Annotated in this window: 17 protein-coding genes; 5 read left to right on the top strand and 12 right to left on the bottom strand. The window is 64.3% G+C overall.

What is annotated here, in order from left to right; all coding sequences use genetic code 11:
* Positions 1 to 103: 103 nt before the first annotated feature.
* The 8 genes from NKH28_RS21075 to NKH28_RS21040 all read right to left on the bottom strand — a co-directional run bounded on the left by NKH28_RS21075 (position 104) and on the right by NKH28_RS21040 (position 10,112).
* Positions 104 to 1,744, bottom strand: coding sequence for an ABC transporter substrate-binding protein (locus NKH28_RS21075; protein ID WP_352980354.1), 1,641 nt, complete (start codon positions 1,742 to 1,744; stop codon positions 104 to 106).
* A 321-nt stretch (positions 1,745 to 2,065) separates the two neighbouring features.
* Complete coding sequence (locus tag NKH28_RS21070; protein ID WP_352539771.1) at positions 2,066 to 3,058, bottom strand: alpha/beta hydrolase; 993 nt, start codon at positions 3,056 to 3,058, stop codon at positions 2,066 to 2,068.
* A gap of 16 nt (positions 3,059 to 3,074) precedes the next feature.
* On the bottom strand, positions 3,075 to 3,752 hold the full coding sequence (locus NKH28_RS21065) for an isochorismatase family protein (protein ID WP_352980335.1): 678 nt from the start codon (positions 3,750 to 3,752) through the stop codon (positions 3,075 to 3,077).
* Between the two features lie 20 nt (positions 3,753 to 3,772).
* Positions 3,773 to 5,077 carry a M24 family metallopeptidase gene (locus tag NKH28_RS21060; RefSeq protein WP_352539769.1) on the bottom strand — a complete coding sequence of 435 codons (1,305 nt, stop codon included), beginning with the start codon at positions 5,075 to 5,077 and terminating at the stop codon, positions 3,773 to 3,775.
* A gap of 542 nt (positions 5,078 to 5,619) precedes the next feature.
* Positions 5,620 to 6,597 carry a GlxA family transcriptional regulator gene (locus tag NKH28_RS21055; protein WP_352458590.1) on the bottom strand — a complete coding sequence of 326 codons (978 nt, stop codon included), beginning with the start codon at positions 6,595 to 6,597 and terminating at the stop codon, positions 5,620 to 5,622.
* 326 nt (positions 6,598 to 6,923) lie between these two features.
* The gene (locus NKH28_RS21050; protein WP_352458589.1) at positions 6,924 to 8,105 is read right to left on the bottom strand and encodes a cystathionine gamma-synthase; all 1,182 of its coding nucleotides are present in this window, start codon (positions 8,103 to 8,105) and stop codon (positions 6,924 to 6,926) included.
* Positions 8,102 to 9,526, bottom strand: a complete 1,425-nt coding sequence (locus NKH28_RS21045) for a pyridoxal-phosphate dependent enzyme (RefSeq protein ID WP_352980334.1) — start codon at positions 9,524 to 9,526, stop codon at positions 8,102 to 8,104. Before NKH28_RS21045 ends, NKH28_RS21050 begins: the two co-directional genes overlap by 4 nt.
* Before the next feature lie 187 nt (positions 9,527 to 9,713).
* A complete protein-coding gene (locus tag NKH28_RS21040; protein ID WP_352458587.1) occupies positions 9,714 to 10,112 on the bottom strand; it encodes a RidA family protein in 399 nt (132 codons plus the stop codon).
* Between the two features lie 155 nt (positions 10,113 to 10,267).
* Here NKH28_RS21040 and NKH28_RS21035 point away from each other — a divergent pair, with 155 nt between their 5' ends.
* Both NKH28_RS21035 and NKH28_RS21030 read left to right on the top strand, forming a co-directional pair.
* Positions 10,268 to 10,597 carry a hypothetical protein gene (locus NKH28_RS21035; RefSeq protein WP_352458586.1) on the top strand — a complete coding sequence of 110 codons (330 nt, stop codon included), beginning with the start codon at positions 10,268 to 10,270 and terminating at the stop codon, positions 10,595 to 10,597.
* On the top strand, positions 10,594 to 11,241 hold the full coding sequence (locus tag NKH28_RS21030; RefSeq protein WP_352980333.1) for a cysteine hydrolase family protein: 648 nt from the start codon (positions 10,594 to 10,596) through the stop codon (positions 11,239 to 11,241). The genes NKH28_RS21035 and NKH28_RS21030 overlap by 4 nt, the downstream gene beginning before the upstream one ends.
* A 234-nt stretch (positions 11,242 to 11,475) precedes the next feature.
* On the opposite strand, the gene NKH28_RS21025 is transcribed toward NKH28_RS21030, so the two are convergent.
* The 4 genes from NKH28_RS21025 to NKH28_RS21010 all read right to left on the bottom strand — a co-directional run bounded on the left by NKH28_RS21025 (position 11,476) and on the right by NKH28_RS21010 (position 14,225).
* A complete protein-coding gene (locus NKH28_RS21025) occupies positions 11,476 to 11,709 on the bottom strand; it encodes a winged helix-turn-helix transcriptional regulator (RefSeq protein WP_352980332.1) in 234 nt (77 codons plus the stop codon).
* A 328-nt stretch (positions 11,710 to 12,037) separates the two neighbouring features.
* Entirely contained in the window at positions 12,038 to 13,384 is a 1,347-nt protein-coding gene (locus tag NKH28_RS21020; protein WP_352980331.1) for an FAD/NAD(P)-binding protein, read from the bottom strand.
* Between the two features lie 49 nt (positions 13,385 to 13,433).
* Positions 13,434 to 13,886, bottom strand: coding sequence for an RrF2 family transcriptional regulator (locus tag NKH28_RS21015; RefSeq protein WP_023675902.1), 453 nt, complete (start codon positions 13,884 to 13,886; stop codon positions 13,434 to 13,436).
* A gap of 147 nt (positions 13,887 to 14,033) precedes the next feature.
* Positions 14,034 to 14,225, bottom strand: a complete 192-nt coding sequence (locus NKH28_RS21010) for a hypothetical protein (RefSeq protein WP_352458582.1) — start codon at positions 14,223 to 14,225, stop codon at positions 14,034 to 14,036.
* Between the two features lie 339 nt (positions 14,226 to 14,564).
* Between NKH28_RS21010 and tauA the strand changes: the two genes are divergently transcribed.
* The 3 genes from tauA to NKH28_RS20995 all read left to right on the top strand — a co-directional run bounded on the left by tauA (position 14,565) and on the right by NKH28_RS20995 (position 17,320).
* The gene (tauA, locus tag NKH28_RS21005) at positions 14,565 to 15,578 is read left to right on the top strand and encodes a taurine ABC transporter substrate-binding protein (protein ID WP_352491241.1); all 1,014 of its coding nucleotides are present in this window, start codon (positions 14,565 to 14,567) and stop codon (positions 15,576 to 15,578) included.
* A gap of 108 nt (positions 15,579 to 15,686) precedes the next feature.
* Entirely contained in the window at positions 15,687 to 16,460 is a 774-nt protein-coding gene (locus NKH28_RS21000) for a taurine ABC transporter ATP-binding protein (protein WP_352686551.1), read from the top strand.
* The gene (locus NKH28_RS20995; protein WP_352980330.1) at positions 16,457 to 17,320 is read left to right on the top strand and encodes an ABC transporter permease subunit; all 864 of its coding nucleotides are present in this window, start codon (positions 16,457 to 16,459) and stop codon (positions 17,318 to 17,320) included. Before NKH28_RS21000 ends, NKH28_RS20995 begins: the two co-directional genes overlap by 4 nt.
* Positions 17,321 to 17,333: the final 13 nt, after the last annotated feature.

Below are 17,333 nucleotides of genomic sequence, written 5' to 3'. Positions count from 1 at the left end.
GCACCCCTCAACCGTCTTGGCGCTGCGCGCCAATCCACCTTCTCCCACAAGGGGAGAAGGAAGAAAGAGCGGCGCTGGCCCCGACAATTGGTCGTCTGCAAGGCTACGCCTCGAGCCAGACCTTCTCGAAATGCTGCTCGAGCGATTGGTGCTGCTCGCAGCCATGCACGCCCTTGCGGTAGGTGCGGTAGACCGAGCGCCAGTAGGGCTGGATGATGACGCCGGAATCGCGCAGATTCTGTTCGATCTTGGCCATGAGCTCCTTGCGGGCGCCGGGATCGGGCATCGCCAGCGCCTTGTCGAGCAGACTGTCGAATTCCGGATCGGCGTAGGCGGTCTCGTTCCACGCGGCGCCAGACTTATAAGCGAGCGCCAGCACCTGGACGCCGAGCGGCCGGCCGAGCCATTCCGTGCAGGAGAAAGGATATTTGCTCCAGTCGTTCCAGAAGGTCGCGGCCGGCAGCACGGTGCGCTTGATCTTCAGCCCGGCCTCGCGCATCTGCGCAGCGATGGCGTCGCCGGAGCTCTTCTGCCAGTCCACGTCGACCGAGATGAGTTCGTATTCGTGGTCGGCCTTGCCGGCCCCGGCGAGCAGGGCCTTGGCTTGATCAATGTTGCGGACGGCCGGGCCGATATCGGCATATTCGGGATGCATCGGCCCGACATGATGGTTCTCGGCAGGCTTGCCGCGGTTGTCCATGCCGATCTTCAGCACGGCGGCGTTGTCGACGGCGAGCTGGGCGGCGCGGCGCACCTTGATGTCGTCATAGGGCGGATTGCCGATATTGAACCGCGCGACGATGGTCGAGCCGGTGGCGATTTCCGAATTGCTCAGGCCCATGGAGTCGGTCTGCGCAACCGTGTCGGAGGCGGTTTCGTGATCGGTGTCGATCTCGCCCGATTCGAAGGCCGACAGCATCGCATTGGGGTCGGAGCCGTAGTCCACCCATTTGATGCCGTCGAGGTAGAACTCGCCCTTCCACCATGGCTTGTCTTTGCGGCGGACTTCGGCGCCGACCTCGGCGTCCCATGCCACGAGTTCGCAAGGCCCGGTGGTGATCGCCAATGCCTTCAGCGGATCGCCGTCGCCTTCATAGCTGCGGTGCATGATCAGCGCCGGGTAGTCGGCCATGCCGGCGATCAGCGAAATGTCGGGCTTCGGCAAATTGAGCCGCACGGTGACGTCGTCGACGCGCTCGATGCCGCCGTCGACGGGCTTCTTGGTATCGGCGTTGACCAGTGCGCCCATGCGCGCGGCGACTGAATTGCCGGCGACGGACGCATCACACCAGCGCGTCAGATTGTGGATCACGTCGTCGGCGTTGAAGGTGTCGCCGTTCGACCAGGTGATGCCCTTGCGGATATGCAGGGTCAGGACGCGGGCGTCGTCGCTGGTCTCCCAGCTCTCGAGCAGCCATGGCTCGAAGGTGAAGTCGCGCTTCCAGCGCACCAAATATTCGTTGCACTGGCGGGCGACGTTGGACATCTCGACGCCGTCGAAGGTGCGCGGATCCTTCCAGCCCTTGACATTCATGGCAACGCGCAAGACGCCGCCGCGCTTCGCCTCCTCGGCCCTGGCCGGTGACGGAGCAAGCCCGCCAAGCGCCAGCGCGCCGGCAGCGCTGACACCGAGCGCAGCCATGGTGGCGAGATATTCGCGCCGGTTCATCTGGCCTTTCTTGAAGCCATCGGCGACGGGCTCGGCCTGCGGATGCAGTTTTCGATCGGTCAGCATGAACTTCATTGTCGTCATTCCCCTGTTGTTGGGCACCTCTGCCGATCGCCAAACGCGGGGGACGGATGCGATCGCCGGAGCGCCATTGCCTCGGGGATGATAGGGCGAGCGCCCGTGGGGGAGTGTTCGGACTTCCGCAGTTCTTGTGCGCTGTTCCGCAAGCGGAAGGTCCCCCTCACCCGGATCGCCAACCGAATTGCGAAGGGCAGTTCGGGGCAATCCGACCTCGCCCCCGGGGGGAGAGGAGGTCGCCTGCGTTGATGCCAGGCTCTTCTCGCCAGCGGGGAGAAGGTGGACGCGAAGCGGCCGGATGAGGGGGCCTTCGCAACCTCAGTAAGGCCAGTCGCCTTTGCCAAGCGCGGCGATGGCCGCAATGATGCGGGCGAAGGCTTCACCGGCGCGCGGAACGGTTTTGCGGGCGCGCAGGAAACTGTGCACCAGACGCGGCTCCTCGCGCCACCAGGCGCGGCCGCCGGCGGCGAGGATGCAGTCGCGATAGGCCTCGCCGTCGGAGGACAGCGGATCGCACTCGGCCGTGATGATGAAGGTCGGCGGCAGGCCGGAGAAATTGCTGCCTCGGAGTGGCGAAAAGGTCGGATCGTCGGGCGACTGTGCCTTTGCGGAGCGCACGTTGCGATAGAATTCGATATCGCGCAACGTCAGCAGCGGCGCTTCGGCGTGCTCGACACAGGAGCCGGCGCTCTCTTTGCCAACTGGTTCCGGGCCGCCGAGCTCGGGATAGATCAGCACCTGGCCGATCGCATGGCGAGGATGGCGGTGTGTCGCCTGTGCCACCGCAGCGGCCAGATTGCCGCCGGCGCTTTCGCCGCAGAGCACTATCGGCAGGCCGGCCGTCGCCGTCGCCCATTCGAATACGGCCAGCGCATCGTCGAAGGCGGCCGGATGCAGATGCTCGGGCGCCAGCCGGTAATCGGCGGACAGCACGGCAAAGCCGGTGCCGGCGCATATCTCGGCGCAGATGTCGTCATGGCTGTCGAGGCCGCCAAGGACGAAGCCGCCGCCGTGATAATAGACAACCATCGCCTGCGGCGCCGTGCCCGCCATCTGGTAACGCCGGACCGGGATCGCACGGTCGCCGGCAGGAACCGCGCTGTCGCTGGCCTTGACGCCGGGTGGATAGGGCTCGCGAAACGCCCGGCACATGGCATCATAGACCGCCCGCTGCCTGTCGATCGGCATGTAGACGATTTCGGGCGGATACCACTCGTTGACCCGATCGATATAGGCCCACAGCTCCGGATCGAGCAGCGTCTGGTATTTTCCGCGCCCTCTCGTTCCGGGTCGCTCGGCCTCGGTGATCATCGCTGCGCGATCCCGCTCAGAGCTCGGCGTAGAGCCGGGCAGCATTTTCATAGCTGAAGCGCAGCGGCACCGAGCCCTCGACCTGCCAGGCTTCGACCGTCTCGCCTGCCAGCAGCCGGCAGGCGCCGTCGGTGGTGGTGACGGCACCGCCATAGAGCCGGTTGGCAAGGTTGAGGATGGCCGTCTGGTGCATCGCCGTGCTGCCACTGCCGCAGGCATCCTTGACCAGCAGCACTCGAAACCCGAGCGCCACCGCATCCTTGACGGTGGCATCGATGCAGGCCTCGGTCCAGACGCCGGCAACGACCAGCCACTCGATGCCATCGGCCTTCAGCCGCTCGGCGGCAGGCCCCGCGCGGAAGGCGCTGGCATCGGTCTTGACCAACATCATCTCGCCTGTCGCCGGGCCCACTTCCGCGCAGATCGCAGTCAGCGGATCGTCCTTGTCGGAAAATGCCGACTTGCCGCTGGCCTCGACCGGGTGGAACGGCCGCGCCGTGGCGAGATCGACGATATAGGCCCAGTGATACAAAGGCACATGATTGGCCCGTGCTGCTGTCTGCAGGCGCTGGACGTTGGGGAGGATATCGCCATAGCCTTCGACCAGATAGCGCTTGTCCCGCCGATGCTCCTCCTGGAGATCGATAAACACCGCCGCCGCCTTGCCGCGCTTGATCGAGATCGGGCTTTTCATGCAAAACTGCCTGTCAGCACTCAAACGTGTCTGTCAAGGAAATCATCCTCATAGGGGAAGCGCGACAGGAGCTCGGTGCCGGTCTCGGTGATCAGGATCTCGTCTTCCAGCTTGACGCCCTCGCGGCCGCCCTTCTCGCCGATATAGCTTTCGACGCTGACCACCATGCCGGGCACGATGAAACCGTCGCGGCCATAGGTCTCGTAGTCCATGGCGTGCGCTATGAACGGCGTTTCGCCATGCATGCCGACGCCGTGCATGACCGAGGTATAACGCTGGTCGACGAAGCGGTCCGGTATCTTCCAGGCCCTTTCGGCAATCTCGCGAAACGCCATGCCCGGCTTGACGACCCCGATATTGTGCTGAACCTGGTCGTGCGCCATGCGGTAGAGCGACTTCTGATAATCCGTCGGCTTGCCAGGTCCGCAACGGAAGGTGCGCGAAAAGTCCGAATAATAGCCGTAGCAGCCGATCGTATCGGTATCGAGCGCCAAGAGTTCGCCCGGCCTGATCTTGCGGCCGCTCGCCTCGTTGAACCACGGATTGGTGCGCTGGCCCGAGGTCAGCAGCCGGGTCTCGATGAACTCGCCGCCTTGCCGGATGACCTCACCATACATGATGGCGAACAGCTCGTTTTCGGAAACGCCAGGTTTGATCGCCTCGCGCACGGCATAGACCGCAGCCTCGGCACCAGCCATCGACACCTGCAGGCATTTTACTTCCTCGGGCGTCTTGACCGCGCGCACCGCCAAAATCTCGCCCTGGCAATCCCGCACCTCGCAGCCGCGCTTTTCGAGCGCCAGTGCCTGCAGATGACTGCAGCGGTCAAGGCCGAGCTTCATCGAGCCGCCGCCATGCACCTTGAGCAATTCGGCGATCTCATCGGCGAACGGGCCGGCGGTCTCGTCGTCGCGGCCTGACACCGACGACCAGACCAGCTTGGACGGACGCGCCTCGTCGATCGTGTCGAGCACCATCGAGACATGGTAGCTCTGCGGATATTCGAACAGCACGATCGGCCCTTCGGTGGGTATGAAGAAATAGCGCGTCGAGTTGCGCAGGAAATAGCCGAACATGTTGCGCGAACCGGTGGCGTAGCGCTGGTTGTAGGGATCGAACAAAACGACGCCGCCATAGCCGGCCTCGCGCATCCAGGCGCGCAGCCTGGCCAGCCGGCCCTTGCGCAGCGCGTCGGCGTCGATGAAGGACGGCTCGGTGTCCGACAGCCACATGCCGCCGGCCGGATCCGCCGCCGCCGGATGGCGCATGCGATCCCTGAAGTCGACATCCTCGGTGCTGTCGGGGTCAAAAACGACGATGCTCATGGGTGCCTCCTGGAAGCGGCGAGGATGGGCCATGCGCCGCGTAGAGGCTGTGCGAGATACCGCAGATGTTGTGCGAAATACCGCTTGAAGTCGTTCCGTAGCGTTCTACGGCGCCCCCCTCTGTCCTGCCGGACATCCCCCCTCAAGGGGCAGGGCAATCGCATTTGGATTCTTACGAAGATGGACCCCCACCCTAACCCTCCCCACAAGGGGGAGGGAACGCTGCCGCCCGCCCTTACTTCCCCTTTTGGCGCCGAAAGGCAGGCAATTTGCCGAGGTCAGCGCCAACGGAAGTCTCCCTCCCCCTTGTGGGGAGGGGTTAGGGGTGGGGGTACGTCGTAGAGCGAAAGCCTCGGCTTTCCATCTGCGATAGCCCTGCCTCAAGGGGGGAGATCGGCTCGTCATCGCCGCTTTCGTGAATTTCCACCGTCGCAGGAGGAGCGGAGCATCGAAGCTGCCAATCTCCCCCCTCGTGGGGGAGATGTCCGGCAGGACAGAGGGGGGCGCTGTCCCGGGCGCTGTCCCGCCAACATCCGAAATACCTAATGCCTCCGCATCACCTTCGGCGCATGGCCATGCTCCTCCCGAAACGCCCGCGCAAAACTCGACATCGAGGCGAAGCCGCAGGCCAGCGCCACGTCGCGCACCATCAGCGTCGAATGCGCCAGGAGGTCGGCGGCACGCTTCAGCCGCAGGCGGCGGTAATAGCCGTTGGGCGAGATACTGAGTTCGGAGCGGAAATTGCGTTCGAGCTTATCGGAGGAGATACCAAGTCGCCCCGCCAGTTCCGCCATGCCGAGCCGCTCCTCCACCGCATCCTCCATGATGGCGATGGCCGACAGCACCAGTTCGTTCTGCACGCCGGTCCGCAGCCTGAGCGGCATCAGCTTGCGGTCGACGCTGGAGCGTAGCGGGCTGTGCACAAACCATTCGGCGACGCCGGCGGCCAGTTCGGCGCCATAATCGCCGGTGATGATCTCCAGCATCATGTCGAGGCTGCCGACGCCACCGGCCGAAGTGAAGCGCTTGCGGTCGATGACATAGAGATCGCGCCTCAGCTCGATGTCCGGAAACGCTTCGGTGAAGGCAGCCTGGCTGGTCCAGTGCAAGGTGCAGGCATGACCGTCGAGCAGGCCGGCCCGAGCCAGGAAGAAGGCGGCATCCGCCACCGCGCCGATATGGGCACCGCCGCGCAGGCTTTTGCGGATCCAGCTCACGGCATCCTCGGCGACGAGATGATCGGCATCGCCGCCTGAGCAGACGACGATGCGATCGACCTTCGGCGCGTCATGGGCGGAAAAGCCGGGCTGAATGACGACGCCGTTCGAGGCCTCGACGGGGCCTTCGGCGGCGCCGACGATGATCCAGCGGTACCAGTCCCGCTTGGCCAGCACGTTCGCCGCGCGCAGCGGCTCGATCACCGAGCTGAACGCCATCATCGGAAAGCCTGGGAAGACCAGGATGGCGAAGGTGAGGGGGGTATCGCTTGCCGTCGGTTGGTTGCGTTGTCGGTTGTTCATAGCTTCCGGAGCCAGGCAGCAAGGTGGATCAGGAAGCTACAATTCTGCCAGATGGCGCCAAGGTCAACGGAATAGAATGTAAGACACATGGATATGGATGCAGAATAAGCGCCGCTCGTTCGCGATCCTTCACGCCCCCTCTGTCCTGCCGGACATCTCCCCCACAAGCGGGGAGACGGCAGCTTCGCCGTCCCGTCCGTGTTTCAGCGTTGGAGGTTGGCGAAAGCGCAAGATGACGGCCAAATTCCCCCCTCGTGGCCGAGATGCCCGGTAGGGCAGAGGGGGGCACTGTCCTGCCGACGTCTCGCAGGTTCTTGTTGGCGGGCTCAGCTCGCCAGCGCCTGATCCAGATCCGCGATCAGATCGTCGCCATCCTCGATCCCGGCCGACAGCCTTACCAGCGAATCCGAAATCCCGATCTCGGCGCGTTTTTTCGCCGGGATCGAGCCGTGCGTCATCAGCGCCGGGTGCTCGATCAGGCTTTCGACGCCGCCGAGGCTTTCGGCCAGCGTGAACAGTTGCGTATGTTCGAGGAAGCGTTTGGTGCCGGCGAGGTCGCGGTCGAGCTCGACCGTGATCATGCCGCCGAAGGCGTGCATCTGCCGCCTGGCGATGGCGTGCTGCGGGTGGCTGGGCAGGCCGGGATAGATGACACGGCGGATGTCGGGACGGCTTTCCAGCCAGTGCGCGATCTTCTGGCCGTTCGACGAATGACGCTCCATCCTCAGCGCCAGCGTCTTCAGTCCGCGCAGCGCCAGGAAACTGTCGAACGGCCCGGAAATGGCGCCGATGGCGTTCTGCAGAAATTTCAGCCGGTCAGCGAGATCCTTGTTGTCGCCGACCACGGCGACGCCGCCGACCATGTCGGAATGGCCGTTGAGGTATTTTGTCGTCGAATGGACCACGATGTCGATGCCGAGCTCCAGCGGCCGCTGCAGATAGGGGCTGCAGAAAGTGTTGTCGGCGACTGAGAGCACGCCTTTGCGCCTGGCAAGTGCTGCGACGCCTTCGAGGTCGACGACACGCAGCAGCGGGTTGGTCGGCGTCTCGACCCAGAGCATTTTGGTTTCCGGGCGGATCGCCGCCTCGACCGCGGCAAGATCGGTGAAGTCAACGAAGTCGACCTGGAGGTTGGCGGAGCGCTTGCGCACCCGCTCGAGCAGCCGAAACGTGCCGCCATAGATGTCGTCGGTGGCGACGATGTGGGCGCCGGAATCGAGCAGTTCGAAAATAGTGGCGATCGCTGCCAGCCCCGAAGCGAAGGCGAAGGCGGCTGTGCCGCTTTCGAGATCGGCCACAGCGCGTTCGAAGGCGAAGCGGGTCGGGTTCTGGCTGCGGGCATATTCAAAGCCCTTGTGCACGCCCGGGCTCTGCTGACCGTAGGTCGAAGTGGCATAGATCGGTACCATCACCGCGCCCGTCGTCGGGTCGTGGCTCTGGCCGCCATGGATGGTGCGCGTCGAAAAGGCGAGGCGGTTTTTGCCCGATACGGTGGCTTTGACGGTCATCGGGCGCGCCTCAGATGGTTGATCAGGTCGATGCGTGTTATCAGCCCGATGAATTCGTCGCCGTCGAAGACGATGGCGACCTCGTTGCGATCAAACACCGGCAGCAACGCGTCCAGCGTCTGGCTGGCTTGCAGCGTGTGCAGGGTAGAGGTCATGGCCGTACTGACCGGAGCCTTGAAGCGGTCCCAGCGGCTGTCATAGGGGCCTTCGACCTTGGCGAGGATATCGCTTTCGTCGATGATGCCGACGAGCTTGCCCTCGTCCAGCACCGGCAGCTGCGAGACGTCCGAGCGGCGCATACGGCCATAGGCGTTGAGCAGGCTTTCGTCCGGACCGACATACACGGTGTCACCGGTGCGGTGCGAACGCATCACCAGATCGCGCAAATCGCCATGCTGCTCCTGCTCGGCAAGGCCCTGCTCGGCCAGCCAGAAGTCGTCGAACACTTTCGACAGGTACTTGTTGCCGCTGTCGCAGACGAAGGTGACGACGCGCTTCGGCACGGTCTGCTCGCGGCAATAGCGGAGCGCTGCCGAAAGCAACGTGCCGGACGACGAGCCGGCGAGGATGCCTTCCTTCGAAAGCAGGTCGCGCACCGCCAGCATGCTCTGCTTGTCGGGGGTGGAATAGGCCTTCCTGACCAGCGACAGATCGGCATTGGGCGGGACGAAATCCTCGCCGATGCCTTCGACGGTCCAGCTCCCGGCCTCTATCATCTTGCCGGTCTTGATCAACGGCGCCAGCACCGAGCCGACCGGATCGGCCAAAATCATCTCGGTCTTTGGCGAGACTTTCGCAAAGTAGCGGCCGAGCCCGGTCAGCGTGCCGCCGGACCCGACGCCGACGACAACCGCATCGACGTCGCCTTCGAGCTGTTGGAAGATTTCCGGTCCGGTCGTGGTTTCATGAGCCAGCGGATTGGCCGGGTTGGCAAACTGGTTGGCATAGAAGGCGCCGGGCAGCTCGGCGGCGATCTTTTCGGCCATGTCCTGATAATATTCGGCATGACCCTTGCCGACATCGGAACGCGTCATCCGCACCTCCGCGCCGAGCGCCCGCAAATGCTGGATCTTTTCGCGCGACATCTTGTCGGGGACGACCAGGATGATGCGGTAGCCCTTGGGGATGCCGACCTGGGCGAGACCAAGACCGGTGTTGCCGGCGGTCGCCTCCACAATCGTCCCGCCGCGCTTCAGTTTGCCCTGTTTTTCGGCGGCGGCAATCATCGACAGCGCGATGCGGTCCTTGATCGAGCCGCCGGGATTCTGGCTTTCGAGCTTGATGAACAGCCGGCACTTGCCGATGTCGAATTTGGTCAGCTCGACGACCGGCGTCTGCCCGATCAGGTCGAGAACCGAGGCATAAGGCGGGCGCAGGCGGGACGATGCATCGTCCGATGCCACGATCTTGTGCTTGCTCATGTCAGATGCTCCGTTGCCAGAATGAGCAACCGCCCTGGAAGACGGCAACCTACCGTCTTTTCCAGCCGTTTGCAGTTGGAAAGAAGATAGATCGTGCCAATCCGGCCGCCAGCAGGGGAATGGAATTTCGCGAAAGCTTCGTCGGCCTGCAGGCAGGGGCAAAAGATTTGCAGAACCCGCTTAGGGTTCAGGCGATCGCGGCCTGGGCTTCGATCTCGATCAGAAAATCCGGATTGCCGAGGCCGGCGACGCGCAGCACCTTGATGATCGGCGGCGCGCCACGGTTTGCCCAGAACGCCATCCAGGCGCCGAAGGCCGGCCCTATGTCCAGGTCGCCGGCGATATAGACCGAGAGGCTGACGAGGTCTTCAGGCTTTGCCCCACCGGCTTCCAGCACCTTTGCCAGGTTGGAAAGCGCCTGAGCGGTCTGTGCAGCGAGATCGTCCCTGGCGACGGTCCGGCCTTGCGCGTCGACGCCATTCTGGCCGCCGACCAGCACGATGCGCGCGGATGCCGGCAGCGACACGCCGTGCGAATAGGCCGGATTGCTGTGCATGCCCTCGGGGTTCAGCCTTTCGATGGTCACCGCGCTTTTCTCCTCTTCAGCAAAAATTATCCCGCGGCCGCCCATAGGATCAACGGCAATCGTGCGGGCGTTTCAACGCACCATCTCGTTCGTTGCGGCCGCCGATTCCGCCATGCTACCCGGCGCTGGGCGAACAGCAATGCAAGGAACGGCCGATGAAGATTCTTGCCTATGACAATTTCAAGCCCGGCGTCACGCTCGACGATTTGCGGCCTTATCTGCGCGACGAAGTGTCGAATGTCTGGCGGCTCTGGAAGGCGGGGATCGTGCGGGAGAATTATGCGCGCGCCGATATTGGCGGCGTCATCATCGTCTTCGAGCTCGACAGCGTCGCGGAAGCGCGGCGCTACACCGAGGACTTCCCGCTGTCCAAGGCCGGGCTGCTAGAATGGCACTTCATCGCCTTCGACGCGCCATTGCCGCTGGAATTCCTGTTCGATCCGACGGTCGATATCGCCAAGCCATGGGACCGGACTGCGGCATGATCCGGTCGAGCGACGGGATCGAAATCCCGGCCAGCCTGGCTGAGTGGTGCGATCCGCGCCGCACGGCGCTGGTGGTCTACGACATGCAGGTCGGCATCTGTCGGCAGGTGGCCGGCGCCGCCACCCTCGTCGAGCGCACCGGCACGGTGCTGGAAGCGGGGCGCGGGGCCGGAATGCGGGTGGCGTTCACGCGCCACCTGTCGCTGCCGCGCAAATGGATGGGCGCGACGCAGCTGCGCACCGCCATGGCCTGGCAGCGGCGCGACAGCCCCGACACGGTCGAGCCGTGGTTCCTGCGCGACGCCGAAGCGACGCGGATCGTGCCCGAGCTGGACCCCCGCGCGGACGAGGCGGTATTCGACAAGCTCACGATGTCGGCGTTCGATTCCACCGCGCTCGGCTTTGCCTTGCGCGACTGCGGCGTGCGCACGATAGCGCTCGCTGGCATCGCCATGGAGATCGGCATCGAGCCGACCGTTCGCCAGGCGACCGACAATGGCTTTGTCGCCGTGGTAATCGAGGATGCCTGTGGCTTCGGCAACCGCGAAGCGCGCGACCGCTCGATGGCAACGCTACGCTTCCTCGGCGAAGCCGTCGTCACCGACGTCGCAAGCTTCTGCAGCGCGCTTGCCGGCGCGGGTTGAGGGCAATCGGCTTGCCGCGCGACCCACCGTTTCACGGCAACGCCGAACCGCTCCATCGCTTTGTCTTCACACATTACGGACGGAAAACCGCTCCGCGCTTTTCCCGGAATTGATCTAGGTGGTGGCTGCGCTGTCGGTGCGAAAGCGCACGCCTTCGGCGCGACCGTGCACGCTGCCCCAGTCGTAGAGCGCCTGGAGCGCGGCGGCGAGATCTTCACCGCGCCCGGTCAAGGCTTAGCGCCCCTTGCCGTCGGGCGACGTCTGGAGCGTGACGAAGCCGATCTCGACAAGCTCGGCCAGGCGCTGCGTCAGCATCTTGTCCGAGAGTGAGGGAATCAGCCGGCGCAGGTCGGAATAGCGCATCGGCTGTTCCTTGATGCGCGCCAGGATCACCGTCTTCCATTTGCCCCCGAGCGCGTCGAGCGCGAACTCGACCGGACAGCCGTAGAGTCTTCCGCGTTGGGTCATGCGCCATGGTAGGCAAGGCACGGTGACGACGAAAGCAGAATTTGCCCGGCCATCTGGCCAGGGTCGCGGCTCACGGCCTCGCCGACTACAAAATCCATGGAGGAGAACGAAGACGAGCGTGCGCGACATCAATCCGGTCGATGCGAGACGGCCGAAACGTGTGGCGTCATTGCCTGGCTGTCTCGACCACCACAGGCTGCTGGTCGGCTCTGGTGGAGCGAGCTCCCGCACCCTGGTTCGCCTTCACCGAACGCGGCTATGCGGTCGAGATCTTTTCACCCGGCGACAGCGGTCTTGCATCCGAGATCGCGTCAAGACAGAGGCGGCCTCATCCGAGCAAGCGCTTGCTCAGCCGCGCGCACTGCACGCGAATATCGGGAATGGCGTCGATTTCGAAGAAGGTGCCGCGCGTCAGTGGACCGACGGCGAGGATATTGGCGAATACCGTGCCGTCGCCGGCGATGACCTCGCAGTTCGCGGTCACGTCGAGGCCGAGGCGCAGCGGATCCGGCCGTGCCAGTCCACGCTCGACCAGCGACCGCACCACGCTGTTCGAGGTGGTCGAGATGTCCCTGGCGATGCCTGTGCAATCATAGATGCGGGTGACGTCGAACCTTTCGAGCTGCTGCGTGTGGCGCGACTGGACCTGTACGCTGAAGCCGTCGCCGGCGGCGATCTCGACGACGCGCCCGGCGACAAGGCGGATGCGGCCCGCTTGCACCGCCTCGGCAACGCGGGCGTAGACTTCCGGCGCCATGCGATGGCGGTGGATGTCCCACCAGGCCTTGGTGTGCTCGACGAAGCGGCGCTTGGCCGAGGACGGCCAGTTCTGCCAGATCTTCTGGTTGAAGGGTCTCAGACCGTCGACGACGTCGCGCCAGTCGATGCCGGCCTTCTGGTTTTCCCGGATCAGGTCGCGGAACCAGCCGACGAAATAGGAAAGCTGGGTGCCGAGCGGAATGTCGGCAACGTCGAGCTTGATCGGATTGCCCTTGCGATGCGGCGAAGGCAGCAGGCCGCGCCGCGACACCGCGACGATCGCGCCGCGGTGGCCGCGCTGCTCGAGCGACAGGAAGGCATCGACCATGCTCAAGCCGGTACCCAGCACCAGGACTCGGGCTTCGGGGTCGAGCGCAGTGTCCGCCTCGGATCCCATCCTGATCGCATGCCCCTGCCCCGCCCCCGGCTCTTCGTCGTGGCCGGTGGCGAGCACGGCAAGATGCGCAACCACGCTGGTGCCGTTGGCCAATGCCACTTCGACGCCTGACGCGGTCGGCGAGATCGACAGGCTCTCCTCGCGGATCAAGCGCAGCCGGCCCGTCTGCTGCTCACGCGCCTCGAGCTCGTCGAGCAACTCCTTGAGATAGCGGGCGTAGACGCTGCGCGGCGCATAGACCGGCGCCTGTTCCGGCGTTGCCAGGCCGCGTTGAAGCAGCCAGCGCGAGAAATTGCCGGGATCGTCGGCATAGGCGCTCATGCCCGACGCGCTGACATTCAGCACATGCGCCGACAGCAGCGTTGAATAGGCCATGCCTTGCCCAAAATGCGGGCGTTTTTCGATCAGGCTGACACGTAGATCGGGATTGGGCGACTTCAGCAGATGCGCGGCAAGCACGACGCCGCTGGCACCGCCGCCGACAATGATGATCGAACTTGGCGTAGCGCGCACGGTCATGCGCACACCAGCTGTCCTGGCGATCGTCGCCGGCTCAGGAGAGATTGGTTCAGGCCTGGATTTTCAACGCCGCCGAAAAATCCTCGTCGCCGGCGATGTCGCGCATTTCGGCGAGGCTGCGCTGGTCCAGCACCTCGGCGATGGCCTGCCGGACCTCCAGCATCAGGTGTCGGACTTGGCATGTCGCCTCGTTGCAGTCTTCGCAGCGCTGATACTGGGTGCGGCTGGCGCAAGGAATGGGGGCAAGCGGTCCGTCGAGCACGCGCACGACGTGGCCGACCTTGATCTCGTCCGCTGGGCGTGCCAGCCGGTAGCCGCCTTCCTTGCCCTTGCGGCTCTGAACGAAACCGGCATTGCGCAATTCGCCAAGGATGGCATCGAGGAACTTCTTCGGAATATTGTTTCCTGTGGCGATGTCGTTGACGAAGGCGAGCTGTCCAACCGGCAGGCGCGCCAGATGGACGAGCGCCTTGAGGCCGTATTTACCTTTTTTCGTGAGCATAACCCGCACGTTTCTCTGTCATGCGATGGCGCAAGGCCACCGGTTGCGAAACGCCTGGCGTGCCTCCCCGCCGCGTCCAAGCTGTCACTACAGATAAATTCTAGTGACATGATATACAAGCCGAGAAACGTTGATTTTGCTTCGTTTTCACGCCGCAATGGCCATTTTGGCCGGGGCCTGTGCTCTTGCGAGCACAGGAGCCACCGCGAATGACACACCGGCAAACTGGCCGGCGGCAGGAATGTCCCGATCGGCGAGAATACCGACAGCAGCTTCTGCACCTGAATTTGAAGGCCAAAGCATGCCGCGCGCGGCAACAAGGAGGGTGGCGTCGCTCATCGTCCTCTCCAATCCTTCAATGTCGATAAGGATACTAGACTTAACCGCGAACACAGGGAACTTGTTTCCAATTTCTTGGCTATCCACAGCATGGATTTGCCGATGCAGCCGCGAAAACGGGAAAATCCTTGTTGCGCGCAAGGACGACGTGGAAGAGGTTCCCGGGCAAGGACGATGGTTCTCACCCGAGCCGTCACCCAAAAGCGCGCGAACTGCCATAGCCAGATGACTTTTTCTAACAAGACCGCACCGATTGGAAGGATTTAACTCTACAAGAACGATAGAGTTAGATGACTATGAAACGCAATCCTGGTTTTCCTCGTTTCCAAGGAGCGTTTCATGTCCACCATTTCGCGACGTATCGTTCTCTTGTCCTCGGCGGCCTTGGCTGGCGCCGCCTTTCTCGGCCCAGCCGATGCGCAGGACCTCAAGATCACTATCGGCTACCAGACGGTCGTCGAGCCCTCGAAGGTGCCGCAGGCCGACGGCGCCTATGAGAGCGCGACCAAGGCGGCAATCGACTGGCGGAAATTCGATTCCGGCGCCGACGTGATCGCCGCCATCGCTTCCGGTTCGGTCGACATCGGCTATGTCGGCTCGAGCCCGCTGGCGGCGGCGGCGAGCCGCGAGCTACCAATCCAGACAATCTTCATTGTCGGGCTGATCGGCGAATCCGAGGCCCTTGTCGCCCGCAACGGCGCCGGCATCGAGAAGGCCGCCGACCTTGCCGGCAGGAAGGTGGCGGTGCCCTTCGTTTCGACGACGCATTACAGCCTGCTTGCCGCGCTGAAGCATGAGGGTGTCGACCCGAAGTCGGTCGATATTCTCAATTTGCGGCCACCGGAGATCGCGGCGGCATGGGCGCGCGGCGACATCGACGCCGCCTATGTCTGGGATCCGGCACTCGGCCAGATCAAGACTTCGGGCAAGGTCGTGCTGGATTCCTCGCAGGTCGCCGCCTGGGGCGCGCCGACCTTCGACGCCTGGATCGTGCGCACCGATTTCGCCGAAAGGAACCCGGAAGCGGTGCGCGACTTCGTCAAGGTGACGGGCGCGGCCTATGCCGAGTTCCTGGCCAAGCCGGACGCCTGGTCGGTGACGTCGCCGCAAGCGGCGAAGATCGCCACGATCACAGGGGCCAAGCTGGAGGACGTGCCGCAACTATTGAGGGGCTATGTCTTCCCGACGCTCGAGGAGCAAGCCTCGGACAAGTTCCTCGGTGGCGGCACGGTCAAGGCGGTCGAGGCGACATCTGCCTTCCTCAAGGAGCAGGGCAAGATTGATGCCGTGTTGCCGGATTATTCGAAATACGTGTCGTCGAAATATGTCAGCGAAGCGCTTGCCTCGAACTGACGCCAACGCGCGCGGTTCTCCTTCCCTGACGCCGCGTGCTCCCTGCCCCGAACCGCTTGCGAGGAGCGGCTTCGGGGCAGACAGATTCGGAATATCGGCGAGGTTCCCATGACGCATCTCGTGCTCGACAAGGTCTCGGTCCACTATGACGGTCAGCCGGCGCCGGCGGTCGAAAATGTGTCGATTGAGATCGCCAAGGATGACTTCGTTGTCCTGGTCGGCCGCTCCGGCTGCGGCAAGACCTCGTTGCTCAACGTCGCTGCGGGCCTGGTCGAGCCTGTGCGCGGACGCGCCACGATTGGCGGCCGGCCGATCACGGCGCCAGGCTCTGACCGCGCCGTCGTGTTCCAGAACGACGCGCTGTTTCCGTGGCTGACCGCGCGGGAAAATGTCGCCTTTGCGCTCAGGCTGCGCGGTGTCAGGGCCGCGGAACGGGCGCGGACTGCCGACGACCTTCTGGCGCTGGTGAAACTCGACGGCGCCGGCGACAAGCGCATCTGGGAGCTTTCCGGCGGCATGCGCCAGCGGGTCGGCCTGGCCCGGGCGCTGGCGGCCGAGCCGCAATTCCTGCTGCTCGACGAGCCGCTGGGCGCGCTCGATGCGCTGACACGCGAACGCATGCAGACAACGCTGCTCGATCTGTGGACGGCGAGCCAGGTCGGCGTGCTGATGGTCACGCACGGCATCGAGGAAGCCCTGGTGCTGGCAACCCGTATCATTGTGCTCGCTCCCGGCCCTGGCCGGGTGGTGTGGAGCTTCGAGACCGGCTTCAGCCGGCGCTATGCAGCCGGCGAGGCCATTCGCAGCATCAAGGCCGATCCCGCCTTCGCCGCAGCGCGCGGCGAGCTGACCGACGCGATCTTCGAAGGGGAGGCAGCATGACCGTTACCTCCTATACCGAGCGGCCGCAGCGCAAGGTCGACGACGGAGCCGACGCGCTGTCGGTGCCATGGTCGCGGCCGCGGCCGAGACGCAGCCGCGTTTCGGCCCGCGTGGTTAGCGCGATCACCATTCTGATGATGCTGGCGGCGTGGACGGCATCGGCCCGCCTGCAATTGGTGTCGCCGGTTTTCCTGCCGTCGCCTGTGGCAGTCTGGAACAAATTTGTCGTCGTCGCCCGTGACGGCTTTGTCGACGCAACGCTGCTCCAGCATATCGCCGCCAGCCTGTGGCGGGTGTTTGCGGCGCTGGTCGCGGCCGTTTTCGTCGGCGTTCCCATCGGGCTGGCTATCGGCATCAGCACGATCGGGCGCGGCATCTTCGATCCGCTGCTCGAATTCCTGCGGCCGATCCCGCCGCTCGCCTATCTGCCGCTGATCATTATCTGGTTCGGCATTGGCGAGCCGTCCAAGATCCTGGTGATTGCCATTGCCATGCTGGCGCCGGTTGCGCTGTCGACGGCATCGGGTGTTCGCGACGTCTCGCAGGAGCGCATCAACGCAGCGCGCTCGCTTGGCGCCACGCAGCGCCAGGTGATCAGGCACGTCATCCTGCCCAGCGCGCTGCCCTCGATCCTGACGGGGCTGCGCATCGCGCTTGGCGCCGGCTGGTCGACGCTGGTCGCCGCCGAGCTGGTGGCCGCGACGCGCGGGCTCGGATTCATGATCCAGTCCGCTGCCCAGTTCCTCGTCACCGACGTGGTAGTGATGGGCATACTGGTGATCGCGGCCATTGCCTTCGTGCTCGAATTCATCATCCGCAGGATCGAGTGGGTGCTCGTCCCGTGGGCGGGGCGGGAATAACCGGACCGGAGAC

It is taken from the genome of Mesorhizobium sp. M1227, from assembly GCF_040318315.1.
Lineage (GTDB): Bacteria > Pseudomonadota > Alphaproteobacteria > Rhizobiales > Rhizobiaceae > Mesorhizobium.
This window is presented reverse-complemented; position numbering and strand designations above follow the sequence as displayed.

Excerpts from the sequence above, each read along its gene's own strand:
- NKH28_RS21075 (WP_352980354.1), bottom strand. The coding sequence starts at position 1,744 with ATGAAGTTCATGCTGACCGATCGAAAACTGCATCCGCAGGCCGAGCCC.
- NKH28_RS21070 (WP_352539771.1), bottom strand. The coding sequence starts at position 3,058 with ATGATCACCGAGGCCGAGCGACCCGGAACGAGAGGGCGCGGAAAATAC.
- NKH28_RS21065 (WP_352980335.1), bottom strand. The coding sequence starts at position 3,752 with ATGAAAAGCCCGATCTCGATCAAGCGCGGCAAGGCGGCGGCGGTGTTT.
- NKH28_RS21060 (WP_352539769.1), bottom strand. The coding sequence starts at position 5,077 with ATGAGCATCGTCGTTTTTGACCCCGACAGCACCGAGGATGTCGACTTC.
- NKH28_RS21055 (WP_352458590.1), bottom strand. The coding sequence starts at position 6,597 with ATGAACAACCGACAACGCAACCAACCGACGGCAAGCGATACCCCCCTC.
- NKH28_RS21050 (WP_352458589.1), bottom strand. The coding sequence starts at position 8,105 with ATGACCGTCAAAGCCACCGTATCGGGCAAAAACCGCCTCGCCTTTTCG.
- NKH28_RS21045 (WP_352980334.1), bottom strand. The coding sequence starts at position 9,526 with ATGAGCAAGCACAAGATCGTGGCATCGGACGATGCATCGTCCCGCCTG.
- NKH28_RS21035 (WP_352458586.1), top strand. The coding sequence starts at position 10,268 with ATGAAGATTCTTGCCTATGACAATTTCAAGCCCGGCGTCACGCTCGAC.
- NKH28_RS21030 (WP_352980333.1), top strand. The coding sequence starts at position 10,594 with ATGATCCGGTCGAGCGACGGGATCGAAATCCCGGCCAGCCTGGCTGAG.
- NKH28_RS21025 (WP_352980332.1), bottom strand. The coding sequence starts at position 11,709 with ATGACCCAACGCGGAAGACTCTACGGCTGTCCGGTCGAGTTCGCGCTC.
- NKH28_RS21020 (WP_352980331.1), bottom strand. The coding sequence starts at position 13,384 with ATGACCGTGCGCGCTACGCCAAGTTCGATCATCATTGTCGGCGGCGGT.
- NKH28_RS21015 (WP_023675902.1), bottom strand. The coding sequence starts at position 13,886 with ATGCTCACGAAAAAAGGTAAATACGGCCTCAAGGCGCTCGTCCATCTG.
- NKH28_RS21010 (WP_352458582.1), bottom strand. The coding sequence starts at position 14,225 with ATGAGCGACGCCACCCTCCTTGTTGCCGCGCGCGGCATGCTTTGGCCT.
- tauA (WP_352491241.1), top strand. The coding sequence starts at position 14,565 with ATGTCCACCATTTCGCGACGTATCGTTCTCTTGTCCTCGGCGGCCTTG.
- NKH28_RS21000 (WP_352686551.1), top strand. The coding sequence starts at position 15,687 with ATGACGCATCTCGTGCTCGACAAGGTCTCGGTCCACTATGACGGTCAG.
- NKH28_RS20995 (WP_352980330.1), top strand. The coding sequence starts at position 16,457 with ATGACCGTTACCTCCTATACCGAGCGGCCGCAGCGCAAGGTCGACGAC.